Below are 15,004 nucleotides of genomic sequence, written 5' to 3'. Positions count from 1 at the left end.
TTCCTATTATTGATATTACTAGTTTCAAGCCATTATGAAAAGCTTTTTTCTATTATCTGGCGGGCAGCAGCCATAGCCTGGTCTATTTTTCCGCTATCCTTGGCTCCTGCCTGAGCCATATCCGGTCTTCCTCCGCCCCCCCCACCAGCAGCTTTGGCAGCGGCGCCTACTATTTTCCCGGCGTGCAGACCTTTGCCGGTAAGGTCTTTGCTGACAAAACAGACCAGGAGAACCTTGTCCTCTATAACCGAAGCCAGCATCACTACCGAACTGCCCAGTTTATCCTTAAGCATTTCAGCGTTCTGACGCAAAGTATTAGCGTCGACCCCTTCTACCTTGGCAATTAAAACCCGAGCCCCGTTAACCTGAACTACCTTCTGCAATAAATCAGCACTGGAGGCCTGTGATAAACGGCTGCGGAGGCTCTCTATTTCTTTTTCTTTATCTTTTAAATTGCGGGTCAAGCTCTCGACTTTATGGTGGATATCATCAGGGGAAGCTTTCAGAGTATTAGCTATTGCCTTTAGTTCAGCATCAGCCTGGTTTAGATAATCCAGGGCATATTTGCCGGTAAAAGCTTCAATCCTGCGCAGGCCGGAGCCGATGCTGCCTTCACTGATTATTTTGAACAAGCCTATCTGACCGGTATTTCCGACATGGGTACCACCACAGAGCTCCTGGCTAAAGTCCCCTACCTGTACTACCCGCACCTGATCTCCATACTTTTCTCCAAATAGAGCGATGGCCCCCATTTCACGGGCCTGGTTGATACCGGTGACGGTGGTGTCAACCGGATACATGGTCCAGATGGCTTGGTTGACCATATTTTCAATGGCTTCCAGTTCATCCTCATCCAGTGATGCCAGGTGGGAAAAATCAAAACGCAGACGCGAAGGCTCGACCAGTGAACCTTTTTGCTGGGCATGTTCCCCCAGCACCTGACGCAGAGCCCGATGCAGGAGGTGGGTGGCAGTGTGATTTCTGGCCGTGGCCGTCCTTTGCTGCTGGTTTACCTCCAGCTGCAGTTCTTCACCTGTCTGCAGGCTCCCCTCTAAAAGACCCCGATGAATAAACCAGGAAGCTACCTTTTGTACATCCACAACCTGCATTTTGCCCGATTTACCCGTAATTATACCGCTGTCTGCCACCTGTCCCCCGCTTTCCGCATAGAAGGGAGTACTGGCGGCAACAACCAATAATTCATCGTCGGCGACTTGGTCGCATAATTCGCCATCCTTAATTATAGCCAGCAGAGAAGCTTTATCCCTGAGTTTTTCATAACCGCTGAAATACGTTGGTGGGGTATGGGTTAATAATTCCGCGATCTGAATGTCGCGGGCAAAAGCATTCTCTCCCTTGCCGGCTTGACGTGCGCGATGACGCTGTTCCTCCATCATGGAGCTGAAGCCGTCTTTGTCTACTGTAAACCCATTTTCTTCAGCCATATCCTCGGTCAAGTCCAGGGGGAAGCCATAGGTATCATAGAGCATGAAGGCTTCTTCCCCCTCTATTTCATTACGGCCCTGTTCCCGGGCTTGCTCCAGGATATCCTCAATCTTTTTCAAGCCTTCATTGAGGGTCACCAGAAAGCGCTCTTCCTCCATTTTTATGACCTCCTTGACGAAGTCCGATTTCTCAAGAAGTTCCGGGTAGGAACGGCCCATGATGGAGCAGACCACATCTACGTTTTGGTAAAGAAAAGCTTTGTTTATTCCCAACAGACGCCCAAAGCGCAAGGCCCTTCTCAGTATCCGGCGCAGCACGTAGCCCCGTCCGTCATTGGCGGGCAGCACCCCGTCGGCTATAAGGAAGGTGCAGGCGCGGCTATGGTCGGCGATAACCCGGAAGGGGAACCCGTTTTCCCCCCGGTCATATTTTTGGCCGCTGAGCTTTTCAATCTGGGCTAAAAGGGGGGTAAACAAGTCGGTATCAAAATTGCTGTCAACACCCTGCAGAAGTGAAGCCAGCCTTTCCAATCCCATACCCGTATCGATGCTGGGATGCGGCAAAGGGGTGAGAAGCCCGGTTTCATCCCGGTTATATTGCATAAAGACCAAATTCCATACTTCCAGCCAGCGGTCACAGTCACAGACTCCCAGAGCGCAGTTGGACCCGCAGGCATATTGTTCTCCCCGGTCATAGTGGATTTCGCTGCAGGGGCCGCAAGGACCGGTATCACCCATACTCCAGAAATTATCGCTTTCATCCAGACGTAGAATCCGCCGGGGATTTACATCCGTAAGCTCCTGCCACAGGGTGTAGGCCTCGTCATCGTCCCGGTAGATGGTGACCCAGAGGCGGTCTTGGGGTAAGCCCGCAACTTCGGTCAGGAATTCCCAGGCGTATCGAATAGCGTCAGCCTTAAAATAATCTCCGAAAGAGAAATTACCCAACATTTCAAAGAAGGTATGATGCCGGGCAGTTCTTCCGACCGTATCCAAATCATTATGTTTGCCTCCGGCCCGCACGCATTTTTGAGCCGTCGTTGCCCGGCTGTAGCTGCGCCGGTCTATTCCCAGGAAAACGTCCTTAAATTGGTTCATGCCCGCATTGCTGAACAGCAGGGTGGGGTCATTTACTGGTACCAGCGACGAGCTTTCCACTACACTATGACCTTTATCGGCAAAATATTCTAAAAAGGTGCTCCTGATTTTATCGCTTGTCCACACGGTTTGGCCTCCTCTTTCCCTTTAAAGTACTCTAATCTATTTTCTTTTATAAAAGCACCTCTGTCAATAAAGCTCTTCTGCGCTGCTTCGTCATTCCACCAGCTTTAAATAACTCCATCCGATAATTACTTTCAATATCGCGGTTACCGGTACCGCAAAGAGCATGCCCCAGATGCCCAGCAGCTTGCCCCCGGCCAGCAAGGCAAAGACTATAACCAGCGGATGCAGGCCTAATTTGTCGCCCATTATCTTAGGGGTGACCAGATTGCTCTCCAATTGCTGAATAAGCACGATGGCCACGGTCATATACAGGGCCAGCCGAAAAGACTCGGATGCCGCCAAAGCGACGGCGGGTATGCCCCCCAGGATGGGGCCGAAGTACGGAACCAGATTGGTTATTCCAGACAGTATTCCAATCAGGAGGGGGAACTTTACCCCGATTAGAGCCGCCGATATGCCTATCCCGAAACCAACCAAAGCGGCTACCATCAAATGTCCCTTGATGAATTCTATGAGTACATTGTCAATCTGGTGGCTTACCATGGTAATCTCATGGCGGGCCCGGGGAGAAAAGAGGTTAAGGAAACTCTCTCTGATTTTCTCCCAGTCATTCATTATATAAAAAGCCAGAATGGGGGAGAAAATAAGGGCCAGGATTTTACCCAGGAAATTATAAAAGCCGCCCAAGAAGCTATTGAGCGCCTGATAGATATAGGATTCAATTCTGCCCAGGTTTTTATTTATCACCTGGCTTAGCTGTTCCGGCGCGTTTATCTCATTTAATCTTCCCGCCATCTGTTGGGCCTGTTGGGCATACTGGGGATAGAGTTCGGCCAGCTTGCTCAGTTCCTTTACCAATCCTGGTATCACCAGGGCCAGTATTATACCTGATAGGACAGTTGCTGCCAGATATAGTGCAATAATAGACCATACCCGTTTCAATCCTTTTTTTTCGATGAAGGCTACGGGGCGAAAAAGCAGGTAGGCCAGAAGGGCCCCAAGAAAAAAGGTAAGCAGTACTTCTCTTACCAGATAGAGAAAATAGATACTGATTATGAGCGCAACGGCAAAGATAAAATAATGGGATAACTTGCGGGAATTTAGCTGCATCAAGACTCCTGCTTTCCAATCAGAGCGCTCAGGTCTTCCTCGGCATCATTGATTATATCCACGGCTCTTTTATATCTGGCCTTGACCTGACGGGTACTGCGTTTAATCCGTTTTTGATTGTTTTTGTAAAACGCAGCGGCCGCGGCCCCTACCAGGGCACCCATAAACAGCCCGTTCCAATATCCGCGCACGCCAATCACCTCCCGGTACAAGTTTAATAATAGGCACTCCTTTAAAGCAGCTCTGAAGCTTTGTCCATAGAAACCAGAGTGCCGTCTTCGGCTACTTCGTAGAGGTTCACCCTTCCTTTGTTGAAGTTGAATTCCATAAAACAATTCCAGCAGTAATACTGTTCATTGCCAACTTTTCCAATTTGCATACCATTGCATACCGGACACCTAATAATCATCACCATTGCTCCCTTCATCAAATAGCACGGCGCTCTCCGCAGTTCTCCAACTAACCTGTTCCAGGGGAACTTCCTCCCGCCCTTGTAATATGTCCTTAATGGCGCCGGAGGATATTTCCACTCCCCAGACCTTCATATTATCCCGAGAAAAGATGAAATCGCTTACTGTGCCCAATTCTCTGCCTCCCTGGTCAAAAACAGTATCGCCGAGTTTTTTCTGATATATTGATAATTCTTCCCCGGCAACATAGGATTTAATACTTTGGCGGCTGTTGATGGTTACTGATGCTTCCCCTATGTCCATATCTTTACGCAAAACCATGCCGGGTTCACCTTCAGTCATTTCGATAATCAGATAGGCCAGGCGGTAGTCATCCCCTACTACCGCTTTTTCCACCCGTCCAATTACCTTAGCGCTTTCCCGGTCAAACACCGGCAGGTTTTTAATATTTCTTATCTTCATAGGGATAGGTTTTCCCGGTAGGAAAAAATAATGCAGGACGAAAAAACAAGGGGACAAAAGAAGTGTCCCCCCGTCGCCTCTGACCAACCGCTTAAATTATGGTTCCGCCGCCGAGGACGTATTCGCCCAGGTAGTAGACTGCGGACTGCCCCGGGGTTATGGCACGCTGGGGTTTATCGAAGTGAAGTACAGCTTTATCACCCTCCGGCGATAGCCGAGCAGGAGCATCCTGGGCCCGGTAACGTATGCGGGCCTGTACCGCCAGCGGTTCTTCGAGGTTTTCATAATAGACATAATTATTGTTAACTGCGGTCAGGGACTTACCGAATAAATGCTCCCGGCCATCCAGTATGAGCCGATTGTTTTCCGGATCCAGGGCCACCACATAGAGAGGCCTTCCGCCACTGATGCCCAGACCTTTACGCTGGCCTATGGTATAAAAAGGCAGACCCTGATGCTTTCCCAGTATGTTTCCCTGCAAATCCACCACTGGCCCGGACTGGTACTTGACCCTTCCTTTAAGAAAATCACGATAATCACCTTCAATAAAGCAGATTTCCTGACTTTCCTTGCTTGCGGCGACTTTGAAATTATGCTCCCGGGCTATCTCTTTTACCTGGGGCTTGCTCATCTCGCCCAGCGGAAAGAGAATATGACCAAGCTGCTCCTGATTTAGGGCATAAAGAAAATAGCTCTGATCCTTGGGCAGATATTTTGCTTTCCTGAGCAAGTATCTTTTACGTCCCTTATCATGTTCAATACGGGCATAATGCCCGGTAGCCACTTTTTCAAAGCCCATATCCAGGGCGCAATCCAGAAGACCGCCAAATTTTATATAGCGGTTGCACATAACACAGGGATTGGGAGTCTGGCCCTGCTCATAAATCCCGGTAAAATAATCAACGACCCTCTTCTGAAATTGCTTGCGCAGGTCAGCTACCAGATGCTTAATCCCAATCGACGCAGCAGCTTCAGCAGCTTTTATTGCCACCCCCGGATTCCAGTTGATCATGGTAAGGCCTGTTACTTTATGGCCCTGCTCCTTTAACAGCAGAGCAGCTACCGTACTGTCTACGCCACCACTCATGAGAACGGCTACCTTCATCTTTTAATCTCCTTATACTTGACAGCCCACGCCATTATCTTTTCCAACTATATATATCATCAAACAAGGTCGGCTTCAACCAGTATGGCATGCGGCAACAAATTATTCTATAATTACTGCAAGAGTTTACGGGATAAGGAGATGGGACAGGAAAGCAGGCCCTGTTCCAAACAGGCTTATGGACCTTTTTGATTTACAGGAGAACAGAAACAGACAGCAGCCGGCTCCGCTGGCTTATCGGATGCGGCCTCGCCATTTGGATGAAGTGCGGGGTCAGGAGCATATTGTAGGCAGGACCTCGGCTTTAAGGAGGGGCATAGAAAAGGATGATCTTCACTCCTTTGTTTTGTTTGGCCCTCCTGGTACGGGTAAAACCAGCATCGCCCGCATCATTGCCCGCATGACCAATTCCCATTTTGAAATGCTGCAGGCTGTAACCGGTGGGGTCAGCGACATAAAGAAAATTGCCGCCGATGCTGCCGAGCGCCTTAAATTCTATCAGCAGCGCACTATCCTGTTCGTCGATGAGATTCACCGCTTCAATAAAAGCCAGCAGGATGTACTGCTCCCTTTTGTCGAAAACGGTACGCTGCTGCTCATCGGGGCCACCACCGAAAATCCGCTTTATGAACTTAACAATGCTCTGCTTTCCCGCCTGCGGCTTTATATCCTGAAAGAGCTGGACGAAAAAGCTGTCCGTCTAATAATGGAAGAGGCTCTGCAGGATGAGGAGCGAGGCCTGGGTGGTTTCGATATCAGCATCGATGAAGAAGCCATAGACATTATCATCAGTCTGGTCAAGGGGGATGCCCGTATGGCCCTGAATATACTGGAAGCAGCGGTTAATTCTTATGCCGAGCCTGGCAGCACTTTACATATTAATGCCCGATTGTTGGAGCAGATTACCGGAAAACCTATGCTGAAATATGATAAAACCGGAGATTATCATTATGACACTACCTCTGCCTTTATAAAAAGCATACGCGGCTCCGACCCTGATGCCGCCCTGTTCTGGCTGGCAGTAATGCTTGAGGGAGGGGAAGATCCCAAGTTTATTGCCCGCCGACTGATTGTTCATGCAGCAGAGGATATCGGCTTGGCTGACCCCTATGCACTTACCCTGGCAACGGCTGCGGCGCGCTCAGTGGAGTTTGTGGGACTACCGGAAGCACGTATCCCCCTGGCCGAGACTGCTATTTATCTGGCCACCGCTCCCAAGAGCAACAGCAGCAAGGCAGCTATTGACCAGGCCATAGCTGCAGTACGCAGCAGCCGTAAGATAAGCGTACCTCCACACTTAGCTGATGCTTCGCATTCCAAAGCAAGCATGCTGGGCAAAGGTAAGGGCTACAAATACCCCCATGATTACGGGGGCTATGTAAAGCAAAGTTATCTCCCCGCCGAACTGCAAGGCAGCCATTTCTACCAAGCGCAAGATAATGGCTATGAAAAGAAAATCAAAGACTTCATGGCTATGCTTACACAAAAAATAAAGCCATCCCAACCCTGATCGGAGATGGCCTGTACAATCATCCGGAAACAGGGGACAAAATAATGTCCCCTCTGCTATTAGCCCAGTACTGAGTCAATGACTTTTTGCAGTTGCTCTTTACCCTGGGAGCCCACTACACGTTTTATCTCCTGCCCGTCCTTGAAAAAGGCAAGTGTGGGTATACCGCGAACGCCATATTGGATGGCAATACTTTTGTTTTCATCAACATTTAGCTTGCCAACATTTAATTTACCGGCATTTTCAGCTGCCAGGGCTTCTACCACCGGTCCCACCATTTTACAGGGACCACACCAGGGAGCCCAAAAGTCAACGAGAACCGGAAGCTCTGACTGCATTACCTCCTGTTCCCAGTTATCTGCATTTAATTCAGTTAGCGCCATAATATCCCTCCTGTTCTTTCCAGTTAAATTCTGCAGGCTACCAGCCAATGTAAACTACGGCTATAGCCGCACTCAAGGAAATAACTGTCCATATCAGGGTTCTGAGCATATCAGATTTTACCTGTTTAGCTAATTCATCCATTTTAATTCCTCCTGCTCATGAATTAAAAATTCAGGCTTATTATAACATAAGCTTAAAAATAAGTCCTCCCTATAAAGAGGTTGCCACCATTATCTTATTCCATGCATATTAGCGGTAAATAATATACTCGGATACCCGCGGCCCCGACTTATTTTTTTATAGTTCCCGGGCCTACGGCTATTATTGTATCCCGTCCAGGGGTAAACTCCTCAGACAGAAGGTTCTTTTCCATTTCTTTGCCATTAACCTTTACTACACGGTAGCTGCGCTTGATGTATCCGCTCTTGCCCTCCTGTAAAACAATCCGCTGCTGAGGTGATAGTTTCTTATTAACCTTAATTTCAAACCCTGGGGCTAGCTCCTCTTTTTCAGTTATAAATTTTATTTCTTTGCCGGTTTCGGTCTGACAGCCAAATATTTTAGTAACCAAGCTGTTCCCCTCTATTGCTGAGGTAATCAGTATCGGGTGTTGAAGGTTGTTTATAAAGCCGGTTCGCTGTTCAACCAGCTCAAGTCCTGCCTGAGAGCAGGTTCGGTACAGGATATCATTTACCACAGTCAGTGCAGCTTTATTGATCTTTGAATGTCTGGCTCTTATAGTTTTGGCCAATGAAAACTTTTCTCCCGGCATAACAACCGAGCCATTACATATTTCCAGCAAGGGTCTAAAATCTGCCGGAGGCTGATTTATTTTATCCCCCCCGATCCCCAGTATATCTTTGACCTCTTTTATGTCTTCCAGCCTTACCCGGGGATGAGTCTCTCGGGTAGCGAGAGGGATAGGCCCCAGCGAGCCCTTTTTCAGGGCAGCGCAGACATTATCCAGGCTGGCTGTGATGTCTATGGAATAGCCATTTTTATGGCTGATGTAATCAAGGTAATCGTTACTGTACAGGATGCGTGCATCAATGGCCGGCTGGTCATAAGCAAGCTTTATTCTATTTAATTGCTCTTGCAGTAAAGTTGTATTCCAATTTATCTCCGGTGCTATATCCTGAGTACTACCACGAGCAATGCTATGCTGAAAAATACCAGCTATACCCTCCGGCTGCAGGGAAACATCGATTTTGGCAAGGGTAGCGGGAATATCATAGGCTATCTTCACCTGGTCTATCGGTATGCTCAAGGAGCGGGAAGGGGTCTGAAGCAGCAAATGGCTACCATAATTGGCTGGTAACCGGTCGGCCAGAACGCGGCCGGCTTTATCACGGCTTAACCCGCCTAGCTCCACTCCACTTACTGCAATATTGGAAGGATAAACCTTGGCATCTCTTTTAGCCAGGGCCAGAGAGGCGAGAAAAAGCGTCAGCATTACTGCCGCTACCAGCAGTAAAACAATCCGGGCCACATGTTTTCTAGAGTCTACCATTTTCCACACCTGCAGTTATGCTACTTGGCGCACTGAGAGAGTTCCACAAAGCGGTTATGCTGTTCGGCCAGATTTATAATATCTTCCGTAACCATGGTGCCTTCAGCAATCAGTATGTTGCCTGCCCCATCCTTGATATCCTGGACCAGCTTTTTCCCCAACAGGAATTGTCTCTGTCTCTGCTTGAAAAAAGCAGCTCCATCAGTCTCCCCGCCGGAAGGCTTGGAGGCATTATCCTCAGGCTCGTTAGGGCTGGTAGGATTGGGGCTATCCTGTCTCTCCCGGACTACTACGACATCAGTTCCATAGGTCAGCACATCGCCAGCTTCGATTATGTCAATTTTAGATTCATCCTGAGCCGTCTTATACTCCAGACGGGTTATTTTGCCGCTGGTTTCGTCAACCTCATATTCGCTTATTACCCCGATCAAATTCCCCTTGTTGGTTAAAACCCGATTGCCCTTAAGTTCAATGTTGCGCTGCAATAAAGTGTTGGCACTGGAGGTATCGTTTATGTTGGACAAAAGGTGCTCACTCTCAGTAGTCACGGCATGTTCGCCTATGCCCATAACTGCCTTGTAGGGCAGAACCCTGGCCCCCACGTACCAGCTGCCGTTACTGACCAGAATAAAATCCAGTTTACCCTCTTCGGGATTAATCACCAGATCTTTAACCTGTCCAATCTTTCTTCCATCCACGATGGAAAAGACAGGCAGGCCAATAATCTCCTGGCTTTTTTTCATTATCGCTTCTCCCTTCATCTATACTCCTGGTGGTTCGTTTCCGCATCCACTTTTAGACGAACCCACCTAGGTATCCTGGATACAGGCAAGTCGCTTATACCCAGGCGCTCCAGCTCTGCTGCCAGCAGGCTGATATAATCGAATTGACGGCTAATTTCGTTTATTATATCAGATTTATGGTTGGGCAGGGCAATAAAGCTGTCTAGCATCGACGCCGCTTTTTTATACCAGCCGCTCTCCTTAAATATCTCAGCCAGTTCCACTGTTAGCAGGTATTTGAGCTCGTAATCGGAGGTTAAATGCCAAGCCTCCTCAAAGCACCGGGCAGCTTCAGCCAGGTCGGCGGAGCGGCAGGCAAATGCGTAATCGATCAGACTGATCAGCCGGTCTTCGTCAGCATTGGTGTCTGCTGCTTCCTTATCAGGCGGATCTGAAGAAAATGATTCTATCGTATCACCGGAAACAGCGGTCAATACCGCAGATGCTTCTTTCATCTGCTCCAGTTCGGAATCTGTTTCGTTTTGCTGCACGGAAACCGTATCGGTTGATTCCGGAGTCAACGGTTCACCGGTGTCGCCATCGCTTTGCTGCAGCTCAGTCGGCAAGGGTACAGCGATAATAAGGGCTTCTCCATCTTTTTCAACGGGCTGATTTTCCCGCGCAGTAGTTGCCAGCAGACTCTGCCGTTCCGATATATCTACACCCGCCTCTTTTCCTGCTTCATCAGCCGCTTCATGAGGTTCGGCGATTACCTTTGCCTCATCCCAATCTGAAGTTATCTTATCTGGTACAATAGCGGGACTCGATTCCAATACCTGCACCGGCAATTGCTCGTTATCTCCCGCAGGTGCTGCCAACCCACCAGCCCCGTCCGCCCTTGTTTCACCTGGGATTAACGGTGATTCTTCACTCTGCCCCCCGGGAACAGGCTCGGGTTTTTCATTGCCAATGATTTTTTCTGCTGCTTCAGTTGCGGTAGGCTCCACAACTGAAAGCAGGCTATCATTGCTTTCCGACACCAACCGAGAAGGTTCCAATAAAGCCGTATTAACGCTACTAGGCTGGTTAGCCGTAGGGAGCTCCGGCACCATAGACAAAGCAAAACTGCCAACTCTAGCCTTGAGTAAACACCAAGCCATAGCTGCCAGCACCAATATGTAAATCATAAGCGAGACTGGCCTGCCCAACCGTTCCATGCTTATGGGAAAAGACAAAATAATAAGCAGGGACAGTAATAATATAATGTTTATGTATCTTCCCGGAAGGCCGTCCTTACGCAGCAGATATATCATAAGGCCGCCAATAGGAATAAAAATTAGGATTACATAAAGTATGTATTCTTTCATCATCATCACCCTAACACTATTACCCTAGTATTTCTTCGACAGTTAGTTCCGATTTCCTTCATTTACTAACCTAAAATAGAGGATATTCCGAATTATTTGCTCATACCAGCAGATTGTTGTCTTAAGCCGCTCTTAAAAATATGGGCAGAGACTTGTCCATTTGTATCTTTGTGCAAAAATAACATTGTTTTTTTACAACCCTTGATTAATTTTTCGTAATATTTAGTAAAATTTCTCATAAAAATCTCCTCCTGTTCGCGCCTTTTCTGTAGTTTTTTTTGAATTCGAGACGAATTGCAAAGATGAATGTAATTATAACATCGTTTTTGTTGAACTATGATACTTTTTGTAATATTATTATTAATTTTTTTATTCACACTATTTGGTAAAATGTAACTGTGAGTGGTAGGCTTTTAGCCGGCAGTGTAGAGAGAAAAATATAAAATATTTAAGGGGGATTTTAAATGAAGGAAGTATTCGTAGTCGAGGCTGCGCGCACACCGGTGGCTCGCGCAGGCAAGCAATCCTGGTTTACCAATGTTCGTGCTGACGAATTATCCGCGATTGTCTTCAAAGAACTGAGAAAGAGGGTCGGTCTGGAAGACAAAGCCAAACAGGGTATCATCGATGACGTAGTATGGGCAGCAACCGCCAATGCCTTTATGGAGCAAGGTCTCAACATCGGCCGTTTGGCCTGGATACTCTCCGACGGCTCTTATGACGTTCCCGGATGTACCGTAGACCGTTTCTGCGCATCCGGCTTAAACTCCATTGAATTCGCCATTGCTACCATGATGAACGGCTGGGGCGGAGATGTTGCCATCGCCGGCGGCTGCCAGCATATGTCTCATATTCCGATGGGAGCCGGAGCCGATGTTCATCCCGATCTGGGCAACTACATGAACATGATGGCCATTAACATGGGCTACACAGCTGAAATCGTAGCTCGTCGTTTCAACATCAGCCGTGAGCAGCAGGATCAGTTCTCTATGGAATCCCACCTGAAATGTGCCGCGGCTCAGGCTGCCAACAAGACCAAAGACGTCCTGATTCCCATCCAGTGCAAAGTTCCGGCCAAAGCGGCCAAGAACACCAATCCGTTCGGTGTTGCTCCTGCCTATGTGGCTACAGATCACCTGGCTAAAGCCGCTGCTGAAAAGGGTGACGAACTGGCCGAAGTCGTATGTGCTCGTGACCAGGGTGTGCGTCCCGAAACCACCATGGAGAGCCTGGCTGCTATGGCCCCTGTTTTTATGCAGGATGAAATCGCTTCAGTTACCGCCGGCAATTCTTCCCAGATTAATGACGCTGCCGCCGGCGTAGTTCTGGCTACCGAAGAAGGTGCCAAAGCGCTGGGCAAGAAGCCGATAATGAAAATGGTCTCCTGGGCCGTTGTTGGCCTGGAGCCCGACATCATGGGTATCGGACCCACGCTAGCCATCCCCAAAGCCCTGAAAAGAGCCGGCATGACTCAGGATCAGATTGGCCTGTGGGAAGTTAACGAAGCTTTTGCCTCCCAGTCGGTATACTGCAGAGACACCCTGGGACTTCCCAAAGATCGTGTAAACGTTTGGGGTTCCGGAATCTCCATTGGCCATCCGCTGGCCTGCACCGGTGCCCGCATCGCCTGTGACATCACCGCCCTCTTCAAAGATCCCGATTTCGCAGATGTTGAATACATTATGGAGTCCATGTGCATAGGCCACGGCCATGGCGCTGCCGCTATCTGGCAGAGGGTAAAATAGGCTTTATTGCACATTAATCGTGATCAAATCTTAAAAAAGCAGGAGCTCGAAAGCTCCTGCTTTTCTAACCCTCGAACTCCCTAGCCACTGTCTGGCCGGCTACGCCTGCATCCGGGACGTACACCCGGGTTGCAAACCCTGAGCCGGGCACGGTTGCCCCGGCCCATACCCGTTCCCTGACCCCGCCAGTTTCTAGCGCCGGCAGTCCTGCATTGCAATACTGCGGGTCGGGCGCCTGAGCCGTCCACTTTCATGCTCCTAGGTCCGGTTCCATCTCCCCACGGCATTTTTATACCCCCTTTCTCTTGCGGTCTGTCAAATATGGAGCAGTACTTCCTCCCAAATGGGTTTAAGCTGCTGCCTTATTTCGGCGATACTCCCAGGCACTATCCCTGATGCAACTGCAGCAACCACCCTGGTATCAAAAGGTATTTTCCCGCAAATAGAAATACCTTCACCCGTTGCCCAATTTTCCAGTTGCGTAGTACCTCCCGGATTAATGTCATGCTTGTTGATTACTAATACCGTTTTTATCCCTCTGGCCTTTACCAGGTGATAGAGTCTTTGAACGTCGGAGATGCCGCTGATGCTGGGTTCGGCAATCATAACCACCAGGTCTGCTGCAGTCAAAGCAGATATAACCGGGCATCCCAACCCGGCCGGACCGTCAGCGATGATTAGGTCAATATTTTCGCTCTGAGCAGTATGGCGGGCCTGCTCTTTCATACAGGCTACCAACTTGCCTGAATTTTCTTCCCCCGGCTTTAATTCCGCATAAAAAATACTCCCTTTTCCGGGCAAAGGGGCAGAAAACCAGCGGCCGGAACTGCGGGCTTCCATTTTAATTGCCTGCACCGGACAGATGCGGGCACATAATCCGCAGCCTTCACAGGACAGGATGACGACCTGCAAACTTTTGATAGCCTGAAAACGACATAGTTCCTCACACAAACCGCAGCCTATGCATAGAGCAGGGTCTATACCGGCAACCTGTCCGCCGGTAAACGGGTGTTCTTCTACTGTGTCAAGCTGAAAGAGCAGGGGCAGGTTGGAGGCGTCGACATCATAATCACAGGCCATGCAGTTACTGCTGAATCCGATAAACGAGGACGTGAGTGAGGTTTTACCGCTGCCTCCTTTGCCGCTTAGTATCAGTATTTCCTTCACGCCAAGGCCTCCTTTACACCCCGGATTATCTCTTCCATCGATTTATACAGACAGGGCGCAGCATGCAGAGGATTTTTTCCCCGGGAATAGGCCCGGGCCAACTCCGGCATAAATGGTATCCGGGTTAAAACCGGTACTCCGTTCCGTGCCGCAGCATGGTCAATATTACCGTCACTGCCCTGCCAGCGATTGATAACGATTCCGGCCGGTATATCAAGCATCCGGCATGCTTCCAACACCAGTTCCAAATCGTGAAGCCCAAATGGCGTAGGTTCTGTTACCAGCAGACAATAATCACAGTATCTGATAGCTTCGATTACCGGACAGCTGCTGCCCGGAGGGCAATCAATTATATTCCAGTTAATGCCTTGAGCATACTGCTTCACCGCATTAATCAAAGTGGTGGCCCGTGGTTCACCCACATCAAGAAAGCCGCTAACCATCTTTCCCCCGCCAAACAGTAAGGCTTCTTCTATCTCTCCGGTATGATGTTCTTCTTCACTGATCGCACGGCTAGGGCAGAGATGGAGACAGGCTGAGCAGGAATGACACAGCTCCGGAAACAGAAGCACCTCTCCGGGCAAGACCGCCAGGGCGTTAAAAGCACAGATTCGGGCACATAAGCCGCAGTAATTGCACTTGTTTGCATCTATTCGGGGAACCAGGCGAAAATGGTTTTTCTTGTCCAGGATTTCATGCCCAAGAAAAAAATGTGCATCAGGCTCTTCAACATCTACGTCAAACAATGCTACCTCGTTATTACCCAGATACTCCACCAGACAGGCAGCTATCATGGTTTTGCCTGTGCCTCCCTTGCCGCCGGCAATTGCCAGTCTCATTGTT

General features: G+C 49.0%; 15 protein-coding genes. 2 read left to right on the top strand and 13 right to left on the bottom strand.

Annotation, left to right across the window (positions count from 1 at the left end):
- Window positions 1–32 precede the first annotated feature (32 nt).
- The 6 genes from alaS to mnmA all read right to left on the bottom strand — a co-directional run bounded on the left by alaS (window position 33) and on the right by mnmA (window position 5,756).
- Entirely contained in the window at window positions 33–2,669 is a 2,637-nt protein-coding gene (gene alaS, locus ACU70B_RS04790; protein WP_447185208.1) for an alanine--tRNA ligase, read from the bottom strand.
- 90 nt (window positions 2,670–2,759) lie between these two features.
- Window positions 2,760–3,779: an AI-2E family transporter gene (locus ACU70B_RS04785; RefSeq protein ID WP_447185207.1), complete on the bottom strand. Its 1,020-nt coding sequence runs from the start codon at window positions 3,777–3,779 to the stop codon at window positions 2,760–2,762.
- Window positions 3,779–3,970, bottom strand: a complete 192-nt coding sequence (locus ACU70B_RS04780) for a hypothetical protein (protein WP_447185206.1) — start codon at window positions 3,968–3,970, stop codon at window positions 3,779–3,781. The genes ACU70B_RS04785 and ACU70B_RS04780 overlap by 1 nt, the downstream gene beginning before the upstream one ends.
- A gap of 41 nt (window positions 3,971–4,011) precedes the next feature.
- Window positions 4,012–4,188: a YrzR-like zinc ribbon domain gene (locus ACU70B_RS04775; RefSeq protein ID WP_447185205.1), complete on the bottom strand. Its 177-nt coding sequence runs from the start codon at window positions 4,186–4,188 to the stop codon at window positions 4,012–4,014.
- The gene (locus ACU70B_RS04770) at window positions 4,178–4,651 is read right to left on the bottom strand and encodes a PRC-barrel domain-containing protein (RefSeq protein ID WP_447185204.1); all 474 of its coding nucleotides are present in this window, start codon (window positions 4,649–4,651) and stop codon (window positions 4,178–4,180) included. The genes ACU70B_RS04775 and ACU70B_RS04770 overlap by 11 nt, the downstream gene beginning before the upstream one ends.
- A 91-nt stretch (window positions 4,652–4,742) precedes the next feature.
- A complete protein-coding gene (gene mnmA / locus ACU70B_RS04765; RefSeq protein ID WP_447185203.1) occupies window positions 4,743–5,756 on the bottom strand; it encodes a tRNA 2-thiouridine(34) synthase MnmA in 1,014 nt (337 codons plus the stop codon).
- A 178-nt stretch (window positions 5,757–5,934) separates the two neighbouring features.
- Here mnmA and ACU70B_RS04760 point away from each other — a divergent pair, with 178 nt between their 5' ends.
- Entirely contained in the window at window positions 5,935–7,266 is a 1,332-nt protein-coding gene (locus tag ACU70B_RS04760; protein ID WP_447185202.1) for a replication-associated recombination protein A, read from the top strand.
- A 59-nt stretch (window positions 7,267–7,325) separates the two neighbouring features.
- Here the strand turns inward: ACU70B_RS04760 and trxA are convergent, their stop codons facing one another.
- The 5 genes from trxA to ACU70B_RS04735 all read right to left on the bottom strand — a co-directional run bounded on the left by trxA (window position 7,326) and on the right by ACU70B_RS04735 (window position 11,488).
- Entirely contained in the window at window positions 7,326–7,649 is a 324-nt protein-coding gene (gene trxA / locus ACU70B_RS04755) for a thioredoxin (protein ID WP_447185201.1), read from the bottom strand.
- A gap of 290 nt (window positions 7,650–7,939) precedes the next feature.
- The gene (locus ACU70B_RS04750) at window positions 7,940–9,160 is read right to left on the bottom strand and encodes a peptidoglycan binding domain-containing protein (protein ID WP_447185200.1); all 1,221 of its coding nucleotides are present in this window, start codon (window positions 9,158–9,160) and stop codon (window positions 7,940–7,942) included.
- Between the two features lie 20 nt (window positions 9,161–9,180).
- Window positions 9,181–9,903, bottom strand: coding sequence for a PRC-barrel domain-containing protein (locus ACU70B_RS04745; protein ID WP_447185199.1), 723 nt, complete (start codon window positions 9,901–9,903; stop codon window positions 9,181–9,183).
- 14 nt (window positions 9,904–9,917) lie between these two features.
- The gene (locus ACU70B_RS04740) at window positions 9,918–11,069 is read right to left on the bottom strand and encodes a hypothetical protein (RefSeq protein WP_447185198.1); all 1,152 of its coding nucleotides are present in this window, start codon (window positions 11,067–11,069) and stop codon (window positions 9,918–9,920) included.
- A 272-nt stretch (window positions 11,070–11,341) separates the two neighbouring features.
- Entirely contained in the window at window positions 11,342–11,488 is a 147-nt protein-coding gene (locus ACU70B_RS04735; protein ID WP_447185197.1) for a hypothetical protein, read from the bottom strand.
- A gap of 225 nt (window positions 11,489–11,713) precedes the next feature.
- Between ACU70B_RS04735 and ACU70B_RS04730 the strand changes: the two genes are divergently transcribed.
- A complete protein-coding gene (locus ACU70B_RS04730) occupies window positions 11,714–12,994 on the top strand; it encodes a thiolase family protein (protein ID WP_447185196.1) in 1,281 nt (426 codons plus the stop codon).
- Window positions 12,995–13,309: 315 nt separating this feature from the next.
- Here ACU70B_RS04730 and ACU70B_RS04725 read toward each other — a convergent pair whose 3' ends face one another.
- Window positions 13,310–14,161: a 4Fe-4S binding protein gene (locus ACU70B_RS04725; RefSeq protein ID WP_447185195.1), complete on the bottom strand. Its 852-nt coding sequence runs from the start codon at window positions 14,159–14,161 to the stop codon at window positions 13,310–13,312.
- Window positions 14,158–15,000, bottom strand: coding sequence for a nucleotide-binding protein (locus ACU70B_RS04720; protein ID WP_447185194.1), 843 nt, complete (start codon window positions 14,998–15,000; stop codon window positions 14,158–14,160). Before ACU70B_RS04720 ends, ACU70B_RS04725 begins: the two co-directional genes overlap by 4 nt.
- Window positions 15,001–15,004 lie beyond the last annotated feature (4 nt).

Source organism: Syntrophomonas curvata (assembly GCF_052976825.1).
This window is presented reverse-complemented; position numbering and strand designations above follow the sequence as displayed.